At 65.6% G+C, this 18,266-nt stretch carries 21 protein-coding genes; 16 read left to right on the forward strand and 5 right to left on the reverse strand.

Annotated elements, in window-relative coordinates:
- Positions 1-80 precede the first annotated feature (80 nt).
- From E4634_RS09105 to E4634_RS09115, 3 genes are all read left to right on the forward strand, one after another.
- The gene (locus E4634_RS09105; protein ID WP_135443042.1) at positions 81-305 is read left to right on the forward strand and encodes a hypothetical protein; all 225 of its coding nucleotides are present in this window, start codon (positions 81-83) and stop codon (positions 303-305) included.
- Positions 306-556: 251 nt separating this feature from the next.
- Positions 557-823: a hypothetical protein gene (locus E4634_RS09110; protein WP_135443044.1), complete on the forward strand. Its 267-nt coding sequence runs from the start codon at positions 557-559 to the stop codon at positions 821-823.
- Between the two features lie 253 nt (positions 824-1,076).
- Positions 1,077-1,349, forward strand: a complete 273-nt coding sequence (locus E4634_RS09115) for a hypothetical protein (protein WP_135443046.1) — start codon at positions 1,077-1,079, stop codon at positions 1,347-1,349.
- Positions 1,350-1,436: 87 nt separating this feature from the next.
- On the opposite strand, the gene E4634_RS09120 is transcribed toward E4634_RS09115, so the two are convergent.
- A complete protein-coding gene (locus tag E4634_RS09120; RefSeq protein WP_135443048.1) occupies positions 1,437-2,441 on the reverse strand; it encodes a tyrosine-protein phosphatase in 1,005 nt (334 codons plus the stop codon).
- A 176-nt stretch (positions 2,442-2,617) separates the two neighbouring features.
- On the opposite strand from E4634_RS09120, the gene E4634_RS09125 reads away from it, so the two are divergent.
- Both E4634_RS09125 and rpsT read left to right on the forward strand, forming a co-directional pair.
- Entirely contained in the window at positions 2,618-3,037 is a 420-nt protein-coding gene (locus tag E4634_RS09125; protein WP_240725129.1) for a diacylglycerol kinase, read from the forward strand.
- Between the two features lie 82 nt (positions 3,038-3,119).
- The gene (gene rpsT, locus E4634_RS09130; RefSeq protein ID WP_135443050.1) at positions 3,120-3,386 is read left to right on the forward strand and encodes a 30S ribosomal protein S20; all 267 of its coding nucleotides are present in this window, start codon (positions 3,120-3,122) and stop codon (positions 3,384-3,386) included.
- An 81-nt stretch (positions 3,387-3,467) separates the two neighbouring features.
- Here the strand turns inward: rpsT and E4634_RS09135 are convergent, their stop codons facing one another.
- Positions 3,468-3,743 carry a polyhydroxyalkanoic acid system family protein gene (locus tag E4634_RS09135; protein ID WP_135443052.1) on the reverse strand — a complete coding sequence of 92 codons (276 nt, stop codon included), beginning with the start codon at positions 3,741-3,743 and terminating at the stop codon, positions 3,468-3,470.
- Positions 3,744-3,878: 135 nt separating this feature from the next.
- Between E4634_RS09135 and hslO the strand changes: the two genes are divergently transcribed.
- The 5 genes from hslO to E4634_RS09160 all read left to right on the forward strand — a co-directional run bounded on the left by hslO (position 3,879) and on the right by E4634_RS09160 (position 8,425).
- Entirely contained in the window at positions 3,879-4,772 is an 894-nt protein-coding gene (gene hslO, locus E4634_RS09140; RefSeq protein ID WP_135443054.1) for an Hsp33 family molecular chaperone HslO, read from the forward strand.
- Between the two features lie 140 nt (positions 4,773-4,912).
- On the forward strand, positions 4,913-6,472 hold the full coding sequence (locus E4634_RS09145; protein ID WP_135443056.1) for a phosphoenolpyruvate carboxykinase: 1,560 nt from the start codon (positions 4,913-4,915) through the stop codon (positions 6,470-6,472).
- Between the two features lie 181 nt (positions 6,473-6,653).
- Positions 6,654-7,166: a hypothetical protein gene (locus E4634_RS09150; RefSeq protein ID WP_135443058.1), complete on the forward strand. Its 513-nt coding sequence runs from the start codon at positions 6,654-6,656 to the stop codon at positions 7,164-7,166.
- A gap of 118 nt (positions 7,167-7,284) precedes the next feature.
- Positions 7,285-7,758: a phasin family protein gene (locus E4634_RS09155; RefSeq protein ID WP_135443060.1), complete on the forward strand. Its 474-nt coding sequence runs from the start codon at positions 7,285-7,287 to the stop codon at positions 7,756-7,758.
- Between the two features lie 10 nt (positions 7,759-7,768).
- Positions 7,769-8,425: a TetR/AcrR family transcriptional regulator gene (locus E4634_RS09160; RefSeq protein WP_135443062.1), complete on the forward strand. Its 657-nt coding sequence runs from the start codon at positions 7,769-7,771 to the stop codon at positions 8,423-8,425.
- On the opposite strand, the gene E4634_RS09165 is transcribed toward E4634_RS09160, so the two are convergent.
- The gene (locus E4634_RS09165; protein WP_135443064.1) at positions 8,426-9,070 is read right to left on the reverse strand and encodes a class I SAM-dependent methyltransferase; all 645 of its coding nucleotides are present in this window, start codon (positions 9,068-9,070) and stop codon (positions 8,426-8,428) included.
- A gap of 50 nt (positions 9,071-9,120) precedes the next feature.
- Here E4634_RS09165 and E4634_RS09170 point away from each other — a divergent pair, with 50 nt between their 5' ends.
- The gene (locus tag E4634_RS09170; RefSeq protein ID WP_135443066.1) at positions 9,121-9,600 is read left to right on the forward strand and encodes a peroxiredoxin; all 480 of its coding nucleotides are present in this window, start codon (positions 9,121-9,123) and stop codon (positions 9,598-9,600) included.
- A gap of 19 nt (positions 9,601-9,619) precedes the next feature.
- On the opposite strand, the gene E4634_RS09175 is transcribed toward E4634_RS09170, so the two are convergent.
- Positions 9,620-10,990 carry an SLC13 family permease gene (locus tag E4634_RS09175; RefSeq protein WP_135443067.1) on the reverse strand — a complete coding sequence of 457 codons (1,371 nt, stop codon included), beginning with the start codon at positions 10,988-10,990 and terminating at the stop codon, positions 9,620-9,622.
- A gap of 162 nt (positions 10,991-11,152) precedes the next feature.
- On the opposite strand from E4634_RS09175, the gene moaA reads away from it, so the two are divergent.
- From moaA to E4634_RS09200, 5 genes are all read left to right on the forward strand, one after another.
- Positions 11,153-12,151 carry a GTP 3',8-cyclase MoaA gene (gene moaA, locus E4634_RS09180; RefSeq protein ID WP_135443069.1) on the forward strand — a complete coding sequence of 333 codons (999 nt, stop codon included), beginning with the start codon at positions 11,153-11,155 and terminating at the stop codon, positions 12,149-12,151.
- 44 nt (positions 12,152-12,195) lie between these two features.
- Complete coding sequence (locus E4634_RS09185; RefSeq protein WP_135443071.1) at positions 12,196-13,137, forward strand: AAA family ATPase; 942 nt, start codon at positions 12,196-12,198, stop codon at positions 13,135-13,137.
- A gap of 3 nt (positions 13,138-13,140) precedes the next feature.
- Positions 13,141-14,553 carry a VWA domain-containing protein gene (locus tag E4634_RS09190; RefSeq protein WP_135443073.1) on the forward strand — a complete coding sequence of 471 codons (1,413 nt, stop codon included), beginning with the start codon at positions 13,141-13,143 and terminating at the stop codon, positions 14,551-14,553.
- A gap of 214 nt (positions 14,554-14,767) precedes the next feature.
- Complete coding sequence (locus E4634_RS21680) at positions 14,768-16,618, forward strand: DUF1631 family protein (RefSeq protein WP_135443075.1); 1,851 nt, start codon at positions 14,768-14,770, stop codon at positions 16,616-16,618.
- A 58-nt stretch (positions 16,619-16,676) separates the two neighbouring features.
- Positions 16,677-17,036, forward strand: coding sequence for a PilZ domain-containing protein (locus E4634_RS09200; RefSeq protein ID WP_276606621.1), 360 nt, complete (start codon positions 16,677-16,679; stop codon positions 17,034-17,036).
- Between the two features lies 1 nt (position 17,037).
- On the opposite strand, the gene E4634_RS09205 is transcribed toward E4634_RS09200, so the two are convergent.
- On the reverse strand, positions 17,038-18,234 hold the full coding sequence (locus E4634_RS09205) for a PilT/PilU family type 4a pilus ATPase (RefSeq protein WP_135443081.1): 1,197 nt from the start codon (positions 18,232-18,234) through the stop codon (positions 17,038-17,040).
- Positions 18,235-18,266: the final 32 nt, after the last annotated feature.

The following is an 18,266-nucleotide window of genomic DNA, read 5'->3' on the forward strand; positions in this document are numbered from 1 at the left end:
CGGTGCCGGGGGCGCTGACTTGCCCGCCGCTTTCTGCTAATCTGCCCGCGCGTTTGTACACGGTAGTCTTCGGAGGACTAATGGAAGCCACTTCAGCCACCCTTCTCACCTTTGGCGTCGCCACCCTGGCGATCAGCTGGATCCTGCTCCTGATTGCCTCCTGGAAAGAGGACTACGCCTGGGGCCTGTGCTCGGTCTTCCTGCCGCCGCTGTCCTACCTGTATGGCCTGGCGCGCCTGGACAAGGCCGGCGACGCCCTGCTGGTGGCGGTTTTCGGCTGGATCCTGATCTGGCTCGCGCTCTAGGCGCGAGCCGCATGCAAATAGGCGCGAGCCGCAAGCAAATAGAGGCGAGCCACAAACCGGCCACGCGCCGGCAGAATGGGCGCTGTTTCACACCGCGCCGGCGCATTTTGTGAACCGTTACTCACATTCCCACCACGTTACAGGAAAGTAACGTTTAAGCCTGTTGACCCACCCTATACTGGCCTCACTCAGTCCCCGGACTGGCAACCCACAATCATCGTGAATCGCAACGTGAGCCAGAGGTGTATGTCATGAAGGCAATCAAGATCGTAACTTTCGCGGCCCTGGCCGCGGTTTCCGTCAGCAGCTTCGCCGCCAAGCCGCGCAGCATCGAGTTCAGCGCCAGCCACGAGGCGGCGGATGGCTCGTCCTACGCCACCTACACGGTGAAGTGCTCAGATGGCACCGAGAACACGCTGACCAGCTACAGCCGCAGCAAGTGGTGCGTCGGCGACAACAGCGCCGAGCTGTGCGAGAAAAAGCAGATCAAGGCCGCCCAGAAAGCCTGCAAGGCCTGATCGACCTTCCCCCGGTGGCCGCGGCAAACCGCCCCGGCCGCCGGTTTTGCCAGCACCTGGCGTCCGGAATCACCCCCAATCCGACTTTTTTGCAGCGCAAAGGGCTGCAACTGTGAATTTTGTTACATAAATTCCCAGATAGTTAAAAAACGGTAACGTTAAAGCGGTGGTGACAGGGGTATAATCGGTACCAGACAGTCCACAAAAGACTGAATTTCCAGAGTCCATACGAGTGAATACAGAGGTTTACCCAATGAAACTGATCAAAGTCGCCGCAATCGCCGCCCTGGCCGTGGCCTCCGCCAGCACCTTCGCCGCCAAGCCGCGCAGCATCGTGTTCGACGCCAACCACGAGACCGCCGAGGGCGTTCCCTACGCTACCTACATCGTCAAGTGCTCCGATGGTGAAGACCGCAACCTGACCGTATGGGACAACCGCAAGAAGTGGTGTGTCGGCGACACCACCAGCGAAGTCTGCGAGAAAAAGCAGATCAAGGCTGCCAAGAAAGCCTGTAAGGCTGACTGATCCCGGCGTTTTCCCGACCCCGGCCGCGGCTCCTGTCGCGGTCGGCGTCTCTCCCCCCGACTTGCCCCTTTCCCGACCAGCTACCGCTTACAGGTAGCGCGCCCTGAGTTCCGCCACCTCGGCGGGCCCGACCCCCAGGCCCTCGGCCAGGTAATTTTCAACACTCCCGTAATTCGATTCGATGCTCGCCAGCGCCGCTGCCAGGTAGGCCTCGTGCACCTCGAGAATCGGCATGATCGCCTCTGCGGGCAGGTGGTCCAGCTGGTACTTGCGGCGGATGCGGCGCAACTCGACCTCGGGGTCGAAGTAGCGCGCGGTGAGCAGGTAGTCCTCGAGCACGCGTTGCCAGGGCACGCCGAGTGCGGAGAGGATCAGCGCCGCGGCGAAGCCCGTGCGGTCCTTGCCGGCGGAGCAGTGGATGAGGAAACGCCCCTCGTCCAGGGCGAGGATTTCGCTGAACATGCGGGCGAAGGCCTCGCGCTGGCCCTCGACGAAGTCCCGGTTGATGTGGCGCATGAACTCGAACATCTCCTCCGGGCTGATATCGCGCGGCGCCGCCCGCTCCTGCTCGGCCTCGGCGAACAGGCTGCTGCTGTTGCCGGGCACGATGGGCAGGTCGAGGATGCGCGGGGCCCGCGCGTCCGGCAGGCGCGAGGGGTGGGTCTGCTTCTCCATGGACTGGCGGAAATCGCAGACCATCTCCAGGCCGAGTTGCTCCAGCAGCGCCAGGTCAGCGTCGTTGAGATGGGCCAGCTGGCCGGAGCGGAACAGGTAGCCCCATTTCACCTCGCGGCCGTCCGCCGTGCGATAGCCGCCGAAATCACGGAAGTTGGGCGTGCCGTGCAGGCCCAGGCGCCGCTCGCTGGCGAGGATCTCGTTGCCGTGCTCGTCGCACAGGCGGAAAAAGTGCCGGCTGCCGGCGGGCAGGCCGGAGATACGCGCCCGGTAAGCCGCCGCGTCGCGGTCCATGCCGGCCTCGGCATCGGCCAGCGCCTGGATATCGACCCGGGTCTCCGGGTGGCTCTGGTCCCACTCGAGGTGGTAGTCGCCTTCGGCATCGCGCCAGATAACGACTTTATCGGTAATCAGCATGGTATCCGCTCCTTCGCTCAGCCTTCTTATTCTACCCCGGGATTGTGACGCCGCGCTTTGCGGCAGCCAGAGATCGCAGGGTAACTGCAATCGCGGTGTCATATTCAGCCGCTAGACTCGGCCCGCGTGTGCAGTGCGCCCCACGGCGGGGCCGGGCCGAGGAGCCAGCCGCAGGCATGAACCGTCACCAACGAGAAATTCGCGACACCGGGGAGTTGATGTCCAAGCCCGGCCGCCGCGGCGTCGCGCGCATCATCGACGCCACCCGCTACTCCTGGAAGGGATTCAAGGCCGCCTGGATGAACGAGGAGGCCTTTCGCATCGAGGCCTCCCTGGCAATCTGCTTCGTGCCCCTGGCGTTCCTGGTCGGCGACGGCCTCGCCCACCAGGTGGCGCTGGTCATCACCTGCGGGCTGGTGATCCTGGCGGAAGTCATCAATACCGCCATCGAGTCCATCGTCGATCGCATCGGCCCGGAGTACGACCCGCTGTCCGGCCAGGCCAAGGACCTGGGCTCCGCCGGGGTGTTCGTATGCCTGAGCCTGTTCCTCGTCGTGTGGCTGCCCAGCTTCTGGCACTATTTCCGGATGCCCTGAACCGCGCCCGCGCCTGTTGACAAGGCCGGGGGGAATGTGGAAAATCCCGCCTCCTGAATTTAGACCCCCAGAGGTAATTGACGTGGCCAACTCACCACAAGCCCGCAAGCGCGCCCGCCAGGCGGAGAAGCGCCGCTCGCAAAACGCCAGCCTGCGTTCGCTGGTGCGTACCCGTATCAAGCAGGTTATTGCCGCCATCGGCAGTGGCGACGCCGAGCAGGCCAAGGCAGCCTACGCTGCGGCCGAGCCGGTGATCGACCGCATGGCCGACAAGGGCATTATTCACAAGAACAAAGCAGCGCGTCACAAGAGCCGCCTGAGCTCCCAGGTCAAGGCACTGTCCGCCTGAGCACAGCCCCATCCGCGAGAAGCCGGCCCTGCGCCGGCTTTTTGCTTTTTGTACCGGTGAAAGACTGAGCAAGCCGCCGCTTCAGCTGATGTGCTCGTCCAGGTAGCGCTCCACCTCGCGGCGCAGCTTGCCCTCGAACATGGAAGTGAGCAGCCCGAGCTTCACGGAGACATCGATGAGGCCGTCGTGGAAGGCCAGCTGGCCATCGACCCCGGCACCGGAGATCTTCACACTGTCGCCCTGCCAGCGGGACTTCACCCCGTATTCCCGGGCGAGATCCTCGGCAAACCCCTCGGCGGCGGCGCGCACCTCCTCCTTGGGCATGGTGTAGGGCCTGGTGATACGAAATCCGGCCATGGCGGTTCCCCTGGATTTTTCGGCGCAGTATAGAGCAAGCGGGCAGGCCGGACACCCCCGGCGGGCGCGGATGCAAGCGCCGCTGCGCCACGGTAGGATGCAGGCAACGACACACGAGGACCCACTCCCCCAGCCATGAACGACCACAGCGACAAGCGCGCCGACCAGAGCCAGCGTTTCCTCTTCGAGGGCGCCGACATCCGCGGTGAGACGGTGCAACTGGAGGGCGCGCTGCGCGAGATACTGGGCCTGCACCAGTACGCCCCCGGGGTCGGGCGGCTGCTGGGCGAGTTCCTCGCCGCCGCGGTGCTGCTTTCGACCACGCTGAAGTTCCAGGGCCGACTGACCCTGCAGGCCCGTTCCGAAGGCCAGGTGCCGCTGATCATGGCCGAGTGCGACAGCGAGTTGCAGATCCGCGGCATTGCCCGCGGCGCCCAGGAGGCCACCGCGGAACAGTTCGACCTGCTGCTCGGCGGCGGCCAACTGGCGATCACCGTCGACCCGCTCAAGGGCCGCCGCTACCAGGGCGTGGTGCCGCTGGGGGAGGACTCCCTGGCCCACAGCCTGGACGCCTACTTTCGCCAGTCGGAGCAACTCGGCACGCGCCTGTGGCTGGCCTGCGACGGACAGCGCGCCGGCGGCCTGCTGCTGCAGCAACTGCCCGCCCAGCTGGCGCAGGACCCGGAATTGCGCGCGCAGCACTGGGAGCACGCCTGCACCCTGGCGGCCACCCTCGAATCCACGGAGTTGCTGGCGCTGGAATCCCGCGAGGTCATCCACCGGCTCTACCACGCCGACCCGCTGACCCTGTTCGAGCCGCGCCCGGTCGCCTTCCAGTGCAGTTGCTCCCGCGAGCGCTCCCTGAATGCCCTCTCGGCCCTGGCTACCGGGGAGCTGGAAGAGATTCTCGAGGAGCGCGGGATGGTGGAGATGGACTGCGAATTCTGCAACGCACAGTATCATTTTTCGCGCGAGGACCTGACCCTGCTGCTGGGCCCCGAGCGCGGCGACGGGGCCACTGTCCACTGAATCCAGGCGCCGGCAGGGATTCGCCCGGGCTATTCCCGGTATAGTTCGCAAATTCGCCGCAGTCTGACATAATTAGCGCCCCGAAAATTCCCCCACCGCCGGCCGGCGCAAGCGGGCCAGGCTGCTAGACAGGACCAACAATGACTTCTACCGCACAAGCCACGCAGGAATATACCGACCTGACGCCAGCCCAGCTGATAGAGGAAGCCCTGCGGCGCGGCGAAGCCACCCTGGCCGATACCGGGGCCCTGCTGGTCACCACCGGCAAGCGCACCGGCCGCTCGCCCGCCGACCGCTTTACCGTGCGCGAGCCCAGCACCGAGGACAGCATCGACTGGGGCAGCGTCAACCGCCCCTTCGAGCAGGACAAGTTCGACGCCCTGTGGGAGCGCGTCGAATCCTACCTCGAGGAGCGCGACCGCTTTGTCTCGCACCTGCACGTCGGCGAGCACCCGGAGCACTACCTGCCGGTTAAAGTCGCCACCGAAACCGCGTGGCAGAACCTGTTCGGCCGCAACATGTTCATCCGCCCGGCCAACTACAACCCGGCGCGCAAGGAGGAGTGGAACATCCTCAACGTGGCCAGCTTCGTCTGCGACCCGGAGCGCGACGGCACCAACTCGGACGGCGTGGTCATCGTCAATTTTGCCCAGCGCAAGGTCCTGCTGGCGGGCATGCGCTACGCCGGCGAGATGAAAAAGGCCATGTTCGCGGTGCAGAACTTCCTGCTGCCGGAAAAGGACGTGATGCCCATGCACTGCTCCGCCAACGTCGATGAAGAGGGCAACACCACCCTGTTCTTCGGCCTGTCCGGCACCGGCAAGACCACCCTGTCCGCCGACCCCGCCATGTACCTGATCGGCGACGACGAGCACGGCTGGGCCAAGGGCTCCGTATTCAACCTGGAAGGCGGCTGCTACGCCAAGACCATAAACCTGTCCCAGGAGAACGAACCGATCATCTGGGACGCGATCAGCTTCGGCGCGATCATCGAGAACGTGGTGCTGGACGCCGAGCGCCACGCCGACTACGACGACACCAGCCTGACCGAGAACGGCCGCTGCTGCTATCCGCTGGAGCACGTGGAGAAGCGCGTGCTGAAGAACGCCGCCGGCGAGCCGCGCTGCGTGATCTTCCTCACCTGCGACGTTTCCGGCGTACTGCCGCCGGTATCCATCCTGTCCAAGGAGGCCGCCGCCTACCACTTCCTGAGCGGCTACACCGCCCGCGTCGGCTCCACCGAGGTGGGCGCCGAAGCCGGCATCAACCCGACCTTCTCCACCTGCTTCGGCGCGCCCTTCATGCCGCGCCCGGCCAGCGACTACGCCGAGCTGCTGATGAAGCGCATCGACGACTTCGGCAGCCAGGTCTACCTGGTCAACACCGGCTGGACCGGCGGCTCCGGCGCCCCCGGCGGCACCGGTGCGCGTTTCCCCATCCCGGTGACCCGCGCGGTGGTCCACGCCTGCCAGAGCGGCGCACTGCTCGGCGCGCCGACCCAGCACCTGGACGTGCTCAACCTGGACTTCCCGGCGGCCATTCCCGGCGTCGATGCCAAGTATGTGGACCCGCGCGCCAGCTGGGGCGACGACGCGGCCTACGATACGCAGGCGCGCAAGCTGGCCCAGCTGTTCAGCGAGAACATCAAGAAGTTCGACGTGTCCGACGCGATTGTGGCTGCGGGACCGAAGCTCGACTGAGGTCGCGCGCTACAGCCGATACCGAAAGGGGCCGCACGGCCCCTTTTTTGTGCTGCATGCCCGGCCTGGGAATCCGCAAAACTTCCCACGCCCCCTAGTATGTTTATTCTAATTTTTCTCCCTAGTATTCCTCCCATACGGCGGACATAACCGCCGGCCAACCGATTCGAGGAGTGAAGACATGGCAGAAGCAACCGCAACCAAGGCCCCCGCGAAGAAAGCAGCAGCCAAGCGCAAGGCGCCCGCCAAGCGCAAGCCCGTCGCCAAGCGCAAAGTGACCGCGCGCGCCAAGCCGGCCGCGAAGAAGGCCACTGCCAAGGTCGAGAAAACCGCCGCCAAGGTCGAGAAGGCCACTGGCGAGTTCACCAGCATGGCCAAGGAAACCGGCCACAACGTGCTGCTGGCGAGCCTGGGCTGCTACGGCATGGCCTACGACCAGATGCTGGAACAGAAGAAGACCATCGAAGCGCGCGTTGAAGCGCGCAAGAAGAAGGTCGACAAGCTGTACAAGGAACTGGTCAAGCGCGGCACCAAGGTCGAAAAGGACGCCATGAAGGTGATGGACGACTTCGAGATGCCCAAGCTGGACCTCGAGAAGTACACCGACCTCAAGACCTACGAGGCCAGCCTGGAAAAAGCCAAGGCGCGCCTGGAAGAACTCAAGAGCACCGCGACCGCCCGCTTCGCGGCCTGATCGCGGGTTCTTCACCCGACACTTATCCCTGTCACACAGGGCTTTCCAGGGGCTACTTCGTAGCCCCTTTTTTTGTTTTAATCGAAGCCCCTGGGCACAGCGGCGGGAGATCAGGACGATGAACGATGAAAAGAACAAGGTCACGGACAAGGCCGGAGAAATAGCCCGCAACATCTGGCTCGCCGGCGTCGGCGCCTACGGGCGCGCGGTGGATGAGGCACAGTCCAGCCTGAAAAAAGCGACACCCCAACCCCCCAAGCTGTTTCGCGACCTGGTAAAAGCCGGCGCCGCACTGGAGGAAGAGGCCAGCGAGGCGCGCGCCGCGGCGGTGAATTCGGTGGAGGAGCGCATCTCCCAGGTGCGCGAGAACTTTCACCTGCAGCGCTCGGCGCGCATCGAAGACCTGCAGGACCTGCACGACAAACTCGACAAGCTGACGCGCAAGATCGACGCATTGACCCGGCTGGTCAAGGAGCAACAGGAGGCCGCGCCGGCGCCGCGCAAACGCGCCGCCGCCAAGTCCCCAGCCAAGGCCAGGACCAAATCCGCTACCAGGGCCAAGCCGCGCAGCGGCAGGACGGGCAAAGGCTGACCCACGGACGATGAAAACCCGTGATCGCGTCCTCCACACCAGTCTTGCGCTGTTCAACGAGGAGGGCGAGGAGCAGACCACCACCCTCGATATCGCCAACGAGATGGGCATCAGCCCGGGCAACCTCTACTACCACTTCCGCGGCAAGGACGAAATCATCGCCGAGCTGTATCACCAGTACCACACCGCACTGGCGACCACCCTGCGCGCGCCGGTGGAACAGCCGCTGAGCGCCGGGCCGGGTAACGTCGAGCGCAACTGGTACTACCTGTATGTAGTGCTCGAGGAGATGTACCAGTACCGCTTCCTCTACCACAACCTGGACAACATCCTGCAGCGCTACCCCGACATCCGTGGCCAGTTCCGCCGCCTGGTGCAGCTCAAGCGCGCCTCGCTGGATGCCATCTGCCAGACCCTGCTGCAGCAGTCGATCCTGGAGACCGGTGAGCAACAGCTGCCCGGGCTGGTCGAGAACATGACCCTGAGCCTGACCTTCTGGCTGAGCTACGACCAACTGCTGCACGGTCACCGCGACCCGGCACTGACTATCCACCAGGGCGTACTGCAGTTGCTGGCGATGATTGCGCCCTACCTGGGCGACGACCAGCGCGCCTTCTACCGCGACTGCGAGGCCATCTACGCGAGCATGCTGGCGAGCGGCGGCTGATCAGTCCCGCCACAACAGCATCACGTCGGCGCCGTGGCGCTGCAATCGCGCGCCGTACTCCCCCGCCCACCACTGCCAGGTCTGCTCGCTGAAAAAGCAGATATGCGTGGGATCGTTCTTGTAGTGCCAGTTGGCGAAGGCGTCGGCGTCGAGTACCAGCTTGGTCATGATGCCGAACACACCGCCCGGCTCCAGCAGTCCCCACAGCCGCGCCAGTTCCTGGCCCGGGGCGCGCAGGTGTTCGACCACTTCCGTAGCAGTGATGAACTGGTAGCGACGCTCGAGCGCAGCGCTTTCTGGAAAATAAAAAGGATCGTAAAGCGCCACGCTGTGCCCCGCCTCTTCCAGCATGGCCGCCAGCGCCGGCCCGGGGCCGCAGCCGAAGTCCAGCCCGCGGGCGGCGGGCGGCAGATGAGCCAGCAGCGGCTGCGCCAGGCGGCCGAGGAAACGGCGGTAGCCGGCGTCGTCCGGCGCATTGCGGTGCAGGTCGTATTCCGCCTTCTCACGCGCGGCGTCGAGGTGGTAGCGCGGCGGCACGCAGACCAGCGCACAGCGCCCGCAGCGCAGGTATTCCCGGCGGCGATCGCGGTGGAACGGCAACAGTGCCTGGCCGTCACACAGGGGACATCGCAAAGTGTCGCTCATCTGCTATAGTCCGGACTCCTCAATCCTTTCACTGATAACAGGAGTTCCTCATGACGATCAAGGCCGGCGACAACATTCCCGCGGCGACACTGAAAACCATGGGCGCGGAAGGCCCCACGGATATCAGCACCGATGAGATCTTCAGCGGCAAGAAGGTACTGCTGTTCGCCGTGCCCGGCGCCTTCACCCCGGGCTGTTCGCTCACCCACCTGCCCGGCTACGTGGTCAATGCGGACAAGATCAAGGCCGCCGGCGTCGACACCATCGCCTGCGTGGCGGTCAACGACGTGTTCGTGATGGACGCCTGGGGCAAGGCGCAGAACGCCGAGGAAATCCTCATGCTGGCGGACGGCATGGGCGCGTTCACCGCGGCCCTGGGCCTGGAACTGGACGGCAGCGCCTTCGGCCTCGGTACCCGCAGCCAGCGCTACGCGCTGATCGCCGAGGATGGCAAGGTCACCGAGCTGTGTGTCGAGGAAGGCCCGGGCATCGACGTCAGCGCCGCCGAAAAAATGATGGCGCTGCTCTGACACCCGCTGCTGCCAGGCGTCACGCCAGGGCAATGCAACACACCACGCTGATCACCGCCGCGCCGAGGAAGTTGAGCAGCAGGCCCTCCCGGGCCATGCGCGCGGTGCTCAGCATGCCGCTGCCGAACACGACAGAGTTCGGCGCGGTCGCCACCGGCAGCATGAACGCACAGCTCGCACTCATCGCCGCCGGCACCATCAGCAGTGCCGGCTCCATTCCCGCACCCAGCGCCACCGCAGCCAGGATCGGCATCAATAGCGTCGTGCTCGCGGTGTTCGACGTGGTCTCTGTGAGGAAAGTCACCACCAGGGCTATCGCCAGGATCAACAGGTAGACCGGGATCGCGGCGAGGTCGGTGAACAGGCCGCCGATCAACGCGGACAGCCCCGAGTTGACGAAGCCCGCCGCCAGGCACATGCCGCCGCTGAACAGCAGCAACACGCCCCAGGGAATCTCCACCGCGCGCTCCCAGGTGAGCAGTCGGCCACCGCGCCCATTGGGAAACAGGCACAGCACTACCACGGCCAGCAACGCCACCGACGCATCGTTGGCCTGCGGCAGGTCCAGCCAGTCGCGCCAGCCGCCGAAGGGCTCGCTGCGGGTGATCCAGGCCAGCGCAGTCAGGCCGAACACCAACATCACGCGCTTTTCCTCGGTGCGCCAGGGGCCGACCTCGGGCAGCGCCACCTCCACCGGGTGTCGCAGGCTGCGGGCCAGCCACAGCGCCATCAGCGGCACCATGATCACCACCACCGGCACACCCCAGGTCATCCAGCGGGTGAAGCTGATATCGGCGCCGGTATTCTGTTCGTAGACCTGCATGAAGATCAGGTTGGGCGGCGTGCCAATGGGGGTACCGATGCCGCCGACACTGGCGGCGTAGGCCACGCCCAGCAACAGCGGCACGGTGAGGTGCTGGCGATGCGGCGAGGCGTCGAGTACCGCCAGCACCACCGGCAGCAGCATCAGCGTGGTCGCCGTGTTGGAAATCCACATGCTGAGTACGGCCGAGGCGGCCATGAAACCCAGCACCAGGCGCAGGCCGCTGCGCGTGCCGAACAGGCCCACCATCCCCAGCGCGATGCGCCGGTGCGCCCCGCTTTCCTCCATCGCCTTGGATAACATAAAGCCGCCGAGCAGCAGCAGGATAATCGGTGAACCGTAGGCCTCGCCTACCTGCCCCGGCGTCAGCACGCCGAGCAGGGGCAACAGGGCCGGCGGCAGCATCGAGGTGGCGGGAATCGGCAGCGGCTCGAACACCCACCAGATCACGCACAGCACGGTGACCGCGGCCACCACGGCCACGTCCTGCGCCTGCCCGGCGCCGAGCAGCGCGGCGGCAGTCGCCACAGCCAGCAGCGGACCGGCGGCGATCGACCAGTGACGCATGTTGTTATTCCCCCCTGTGCGCGCGGTCTTTGCACTTCCCTGCCCGCATCCTGTCGCAGCCGGCTGGCCCTGTAAAGACCACAGCAGAACCGCAAGGCAGCAGACGCCCGCACACTGGCGCGTACATCGCGCAGGGCATACACTGGCCGGATGCATACCGAGATGCCCACCAGCCTGGTCGACAACTTCGGCCGCCGGGTCAACTACCTGCGCCTGTCGGTGACCGACCGCTGCGATTTTCGCTGCGTTTACTGCATGGCAGAGGACATGACCTTCGCCCCCAAGGCCGAGGTACTCAGCCTGGAGGAGTTGTACCAGGTCGCGCGCGCCTTCACCGAACTGGGTGTGGAGAAGATCCGCCTGACCGGCGGCGAGCCGCTGATCCGCAACAACATCATGTCCCTGGTCGGCCGGCTCGGCAGCCTCCCCGGTTTGCGGCAGCTGGCCCTGACCACCAACGGCTCCCAGCTGCAGCGCCTGGCGCCCCAGTTGCGCGAGCGCGGCGTGCGGCGGGTGAACATCAGCCTGGACAGCCTCAACCCGCGCAAATTCCGCCACCTCACGCGGCACGGCAACCTCGACCAGGTGATCGCCGGCATCGACGCCGCGGTCGCCGCCGGCTTCGAGCAGGTGAAGATCAACGCGGTCATCCTGCGCGGGCGCAACGAGGACGAAGTGGTCGACCTGGTGCGCTTCGCCCGCGAGCGCGCCATCGATATCTCCTTCATCGAGGAGATGCCGCTGGGCCTGATCGACGAACACGACCGCGCACTGACCTTCTGCAGCAGCGCCGAGTTGCGCCAGCAACTCGACCCGGTATTCGAACTGCAGGCCCTCGGCGACCCCCAGGGCAGCGGCGGCCCGACCCGCTACTTCGCCATGCCCGACAGCCCCACCCGGGTCGGTTTCATCTCGCCGCACAGCGAGAACTTCTGCCACCTGTGCAACCGCGTGCGCCTCACCGTGGAGGGCCGCCTGCTGCTGTGCCTGGGCAACGAGCATTCCGTGGACCTGCGCGCGGTGCTGCGCGCGCCGGACTACCAGTTGGAACACCTCAAGCACGCCATCGCCGCGGCCATGGCGATCAAGCCCGAGCGCCACTACTTCGATAACCGCGAGGAGCCGCAGATCCTGCGCTTCATGAATGCCACCGGCGGCTGACCCACCCCCAAAAGTTCCGCGCGAATAACAAGGAAACCCCAGCAGTGCGAATAGAGGACTACCCCCAGCTCGGCGATGTCGAGCGCATCGCCGCCGGCTTCGAGGAGATCGGCTACATCTGTTCCGAGAGTATCGCCACCGCGGTGTTTCTCGCCTTCCAGTTGCGCAAGCCGATTCTCGTCGAGGGCCCGCCCGGGGTGGGCAAGACCGAGTTGGCCAAGACCACCGCCGAACTGCTGCAGGCGCCGCTCATCCGCCTGCAGTGCTACGAGGGGCTGGACGAGGGCAAGGCGCTCTACGAGTGGAAATACAGCAAGCAGCTGCTGTACACGCAGGTGCTGAAGGAAAAACTCGGCGACCTGCTACACGGCGCCTACGACCTCGCCGAGTCCGTCGAGCGGCTGCACCAGTTCGGCGACATCTTCTACTCGGAGGAATTCCTCGAGCCGCGCCCGCTGCTGCGCGCCATGCGCCAGGAGCGCGGCGCTGTATTGCTGATCGACGAGGTGGATAAGTCCGACTACGAGTTCGAGGCATTGCTGCTGGAAATACTTTCCGACTACCAGGTGTCGATACCGGAGATCGGCACGGTGAGTGCGCAGTCCACGCCCATGGTGTTCCTCACTTCGAACAATACCCGCGACCTGTCCGACGCCCTCAAGCGTCGCTGCCTGCACCTGTACATCCCGTTTCCCAGCGTCGAACTGGAAGAGCGCATCGTGCGCAGCCGGGTGCCGGAGATCGACGAGCGCCTGCGCCGGCAACTGGTCGCCTTCGTGCACGGCCTGCGCGAGCTGGACCTGAAAAAACACCCGGCGATTTCCGAGACCATCGACTGGGCGCGCAGCCTGCTGCTGTTGCACGCGGAGCAGCTCGACGAGGCCCTGGTGCGCGCCACCCTGAACCTGCTGCTCAAGTTCGAGGACGACATCCAGATGACCGATGCCGAAGTCGGCAGGTTGCTGCACGGGACCGGCGGCGACTGAGCCATGGCCGCCGGGCTTCTCGGGTTCATCGATATCCTGCGCACCCACCACCTGCGCATCTCGCCGGCGGAATCGCTGGACGCGGTGCGCGCCGCCGAACTGTTGGGCTATGCCAACCGCGAGCGCCTGCGCGACGGCCTGTGTACGACGCTGGCCAAAACCGCGGACGAGCGCACAACCTTCCTGCGCTGCTTCGACCAGTACTTCCGCCGTGAACTGGGGGATTTTTCCCAGACCAGCGACGAGCGCGAACAGCAGCCGCCGAATGCAGGCGGCGCGCCCGGCGGGCTGTCCGCGGGCAGCGGGGCGGACGTACCCGAAGCGCTCGCACAGGCCGCCAGGCAGGACCCACGGATCGACCAGCTTTTGCAAAGTTCGCTGATGCAGGCGCTGCTGCGCAACGACCGCAACCTGCTCAGCCTCAACATCAGCCAGGCCAGCGAACGCGCCGGCCTGCAGCAGATTCGCATCTTCACCCAGAAAGGCCAGTACAGCAGGCGCATACTCGCGGCGCTGGGCGAGGAACAGCTGCGCGCCGGCATCGTCGCGCTCGAGCGCAGCGAAAGCCCGGCGCTGGACGATTTGCGCCGCTACCGCGACATCCTGCGCGAGCAGGTGCGCGACTTCATCGACGGCCAGTACCTGGTGCACGCCCATGGCCGCAACCAGCAGCTGATCGAGGACATGCTCAGTCGCACCCGACTGAGCAACATCGAGGCCGCCTACGTCGAACGCGCCCAGGAGCTGGTGCGGCGCATGGCGAAAAAACTGGCCGCTCGCTATGCGCCGCGCCGGCGCGATCACCGCCGCGGCCAACTGGATATGCGCAAGACGCTCAGCCGCGGCGCCGCCCACGACGGCCTGATGTTCGACCTGCGCTGGCGCCGCGTGCGCCGCGAACGTCCGCAGGTGTTCGCCATCTGCGACGTCAGCGGCTCGGTCGCACCCTATGCGAAGTTCCTGCTGCTGTTCCTCTACTGCCTGCAGGAAGTTTTGCCCCGCGTGCGCAGCTTCGTGTTCGCCAACCGGCTGGGCGAGGTGACCAACCTGTTCCGGGAGTATCCGGTGGAGCAGGCCATCGAACTGGCCAATCACACCTACGGTGGCGCCACCGATTACGGCGCGGCATTCCAGGACTTCGCCAACCTCGCCCTGGACGATGTGCGCAGCAGCGCGACAGTCATCATCCTGGGTGACGCGCGTAACAATCACGGTGAACCGCGGCTGGATCTGTTGCAAAAAATCTACCGCAGGGCGAATCGCGTTATCTGGCTCAATCCGGAATCCAGAAATTCGTGGAAAACTGGAGATTCCGAGATGTTGCGCTACCTCAGCGCCTGTCATTTTAGTGCCGAATGCAATAATCTACGGCAGCTCGAACGGGTCATCGAACAAGTTCTGAAAAACGCCCGGTGATTGAATAGATGACATTTCACTGCAGGGACTGCAGCTACAAAGGCGACAAAAGCGGCCCCGGAGGGAAGTGTCCCGCCTGCGGTTCTGCCCACTTCGGCAGCCTGCGACCCGGGGATGAAGACCAGCGAGCAGCCACGCCGCTGTGGCACCGCATCGCACTCGTTGTTACCTGGGGGACCCTGTTGGTCATGATCGTTCTCAAGCTGGTCGAGTAATGCTGCCTCCCGAGTCGCTTCCCCTGCCGTTGTCGCTGCGCGAGCGGGTGGTGCAGCGCCTGGCGGCGCCGCCACAGGGCTCGGCGATCATGCGCGAGCGGGAGCTGCGCGAATACCTGGAACAACTGGAAGACTGCGAGCTCTCGCCGCTGGATGCGGTGCTGGCGCGCGCCGAACAGATAGGCGACCCGGTGGCGCCCTCCTCTGAAGATGGCGCGCTGCTGCGCTGGGTCGGCGACGCCTTTGCGTTGTGGGAATCCCGGTTCGCGCTGGAACCCCAATTACAGGCGCAACTGCGTCAGCTGAAACTGGTGGCTGCGCGTCTGGCAGTCCTCGACAACAGCTTCGCCACCCCCGGCGCGCACCCCTTGCACACCTTGCTCGACACCCTGCACGACGTGGCTATCGGCTGGCAGCCTGACCTCGGTCGTGTCGGCGAGCCTATCACCCGACTGGTCGAGCAGACCGTCGCTGACCTCACCGCCGAGTGCGGCGAGGACGCCGACACCCTCAGCCGCCTCGCCGCAGCCGCGACCGAATCGGGGCAGCGGCTGCTGGCGCGCAGTGCGCGCATGGTGCAGCGCGCCGCCGATGTCGAGCGTGCCCGCCTGCGTGCCAGCCGGGCCAAGGTATCGGCGGCGCAGATGATCAACGCCGCGCTGGCGAGTACGCCGCTGCCCCCTGCGGTGGGACATTTCCTGGTCGAGCCCTGGTTCGACAGCGCGCAACTGGTACTGCTGAAGTTCGGCACCGATGCGGAGCAGTGGCAGGCCATGGAGCGCGCCACCTGGTCACTGGTACGCAGCCTCGCCGAGGGTCCGGCGCAGGGCGACGAGGGCGCCCGGGCCGTGGAGCCGGAATCCGCCGGACGTGTCTGCCGCGAGTTGCGCCAGTGGCTGTTCAGCATGCAGCACGACAGCGCCGCCGCCGCGGAGATGGTCGGAGAGATCGAGTACACCCTGCTGCGCGCCCTGCGCGGCGAGACACTGCAGAAGAGCCCCATCACACCCATCGAAATCGCCGAGCACACCGACAGCGAAGCGCCGGTCCCCGCCGAACTGGCCGGGGCGCAGGCGAACGACTGGTTCCGGCTCAGGACCGGTCGCGGCAGCTACCAGCGCCTGCAGATCGCCCTGCGCCAGGACCAGCAGCACTCCCTGCTGTTCAGCGGCCCCTCGGGGCAACAGGTGCGCAGCATGGATTTCGCTGAATTCGCCCGCGGCCTGCAGCGCGGCGATATCGTGCCGCTGCCATCCGGCGCCAGTTTCAGCCGCGCACTGGCCGCGGCCGCCGGCGTGGATGCCGCGGCCGACCTCGACAACCTGGGTGCCGCCACGGCACGTCCCGCAGCGGCGCCTGCCCCGGCCAGGGCAGCGGCGCCAGCGCCAACTCCTGCGCCGCCAGGACCGTCTGCGCCGCCCGCACCGGCGCAGCCCGAAGCCTCACAGCCTGCTCCGTCACCGCCTGCTCCGTCACCGCCGGCACCGGCGAAGCCCACACCCGCGAAGCCGGCACCCGCGCAGTCCGCGGCCGCACCGGCCAGTACACCCGCCGCGACCAGGTCTCCGGCGTCGCGCACTGTGGACGAAGAATATCCGCTACCGCCGCTGGGCACCTGGCTGGGCTTCCACGACGTCGATCCCCCACTGCTGGCCAAGCTGGCCATGTACGATGCGGTCCGCCACCTGCTGATCTTCGTCAATCGCAAGGGGATAGAGCAGCGGCGCCTGGAAGAGGACGACTACCAACAACTGGTCCAGGAAGGCCAGGTGGATATTCTCGAGGCACGACGCAATTTCCGCGAGGAAGTGGAACGGGCGCGGCGGCGTCTCGAGAAACACGGGCAATAGGACTGGCCCGGCCTATGCATAACAACGAAAGACGGCAATCACTGCAGGGAGGTGTACATTGGAACTGGACCGCAGGCATCTAAGGCTCCCCGCGGAGCACCGGGTGTTCGTCGAGTCTGATACCGAGGGCCTGAGCGATGACACACCGATCACCGTCTGCAGCACCCTCGATGTCTCGGTCAGTGGCATGCAACTGGTGCTGGATCACGAGTTGCCGGTGGGGGCTTTCCTGCACCTGGGGGTAGAGCCCTCGGGCTCCACGGAGCGCGACGGGCCGCTGTTCCTGGTGGCTGTGGTGCGCTGGTGCCAGCCGCGCGAAAACGAGGACGGCCCCTGGCTGGCGGGTCTGGAACTGCAACCGGCGGTGGAGTCGGACTACCAGCTGTGGGAACAACTGGTGCGGCGCGTCGCCTCCTGAGTCAGATCACGCGCCCCTCGTCATCGTCCTCGACCACTTCCAGGCTCAGCCCGGCACCGAAACCGGACGCAGGCCTGGCCGCAGGCTCGGACTCAGGCTCGGGTGCCGGCGTCGGTGCCGCCTGGGGAGCGCCCCGGTCCTCGCGGGCAAACTTGATCTTGAGGCGCACATTGTTCGGCGAGTCCGCATTGCGCAGCGCCTCTTCCTCGGAGATCAGCCCCTCCATGAACAGCTCGAACAGCGCGGTATCGAAGGTCTTCATGCCGCTGTCCTCGGACTTCTGCATGACTTCCTTGATCCCCTCGATCTGGCCGCGCTGAATCAGGTCGGAGACCAGCGGCGTACCCAGCAGCACTTCGATCGCCGCGCAGCGCTTGCCATCGGTGGTCGGTATCAGGCGCTGTGAGACGAACGCCTGCAGGTTCAGCGACAGGTCCATCAGCAACTGGTGACGGCGCTCCTCCGGGAAGAAGTTGATGATCCGGTCCAGCGCCTGGTTGGCGTTATTGGCGTGCAGGGTGGAGATACACAGGTGACCGGTCTCGGCGAAAGCGATGGCGTGTTCCATGGTCTCGCGATCGCGGATCTCGCCGATCAGGATCACGTCCGGCGCCTGGCGCAGGGTGTTCTTCAACGCGTTGTGCCAGTTGCGCGTATCCACGCCGACCTCGCGCTGGTTGACGATGCTCTTCTTGTGCGTGTGCACGTATTCCACCGGGTCTTCGATGGTCACGATGTGTCCGCTGCTGTTGGCGTTACGATAGTCGATGAGCGCCGCCAGCGAGGTGGACTTGCCGGAGCCGGTGGCGCCGACAAACAGCACCAGCCCGCGCTTGCGCATGATCACTTCCGGTAGGATCGGCGGCAGGCGCAGGTCCTGCCAGCGCGGGATATTGGCGACGATGTTACGGCAGACCATGGCCACTTCGTTGCGCTGGAAGAAAATATTGATGCGGAAGCGCCCGAAACCCGAAATGGAAATCGCCAGGTTCATTTCGAGTTCCTGCTCGAACTCGGCGCGCTGGGTCTCGTCCATCACCTCGTAGGCGATCTCGCGGATTTCACCGGGCTTGAGGATTTCACTGGCGACGGGCCGTAACTTGCCCTCGAACTTGGCGCAGGGTGGTGCACCGGTGCTGAGATACAGGTCCGAGCCATTGCGGCTCGACAGGATTTTCAGCCATTCCGTTATTCTCACCGCTCCGTCCTCCCGCTGCGCGTGCCAGTGTC

This window comes from Mangrovimicrobium sediminis (assembly GCF_004745945.1).
GTDB classification, from domain to species: domain Bacteria; phylum Pseudomonadota; class Gammaproteobacteria; order Pseudomonadales; family Halieaceae; genus Mangrovimicrobium; species Mangrovimicrobium sediminis.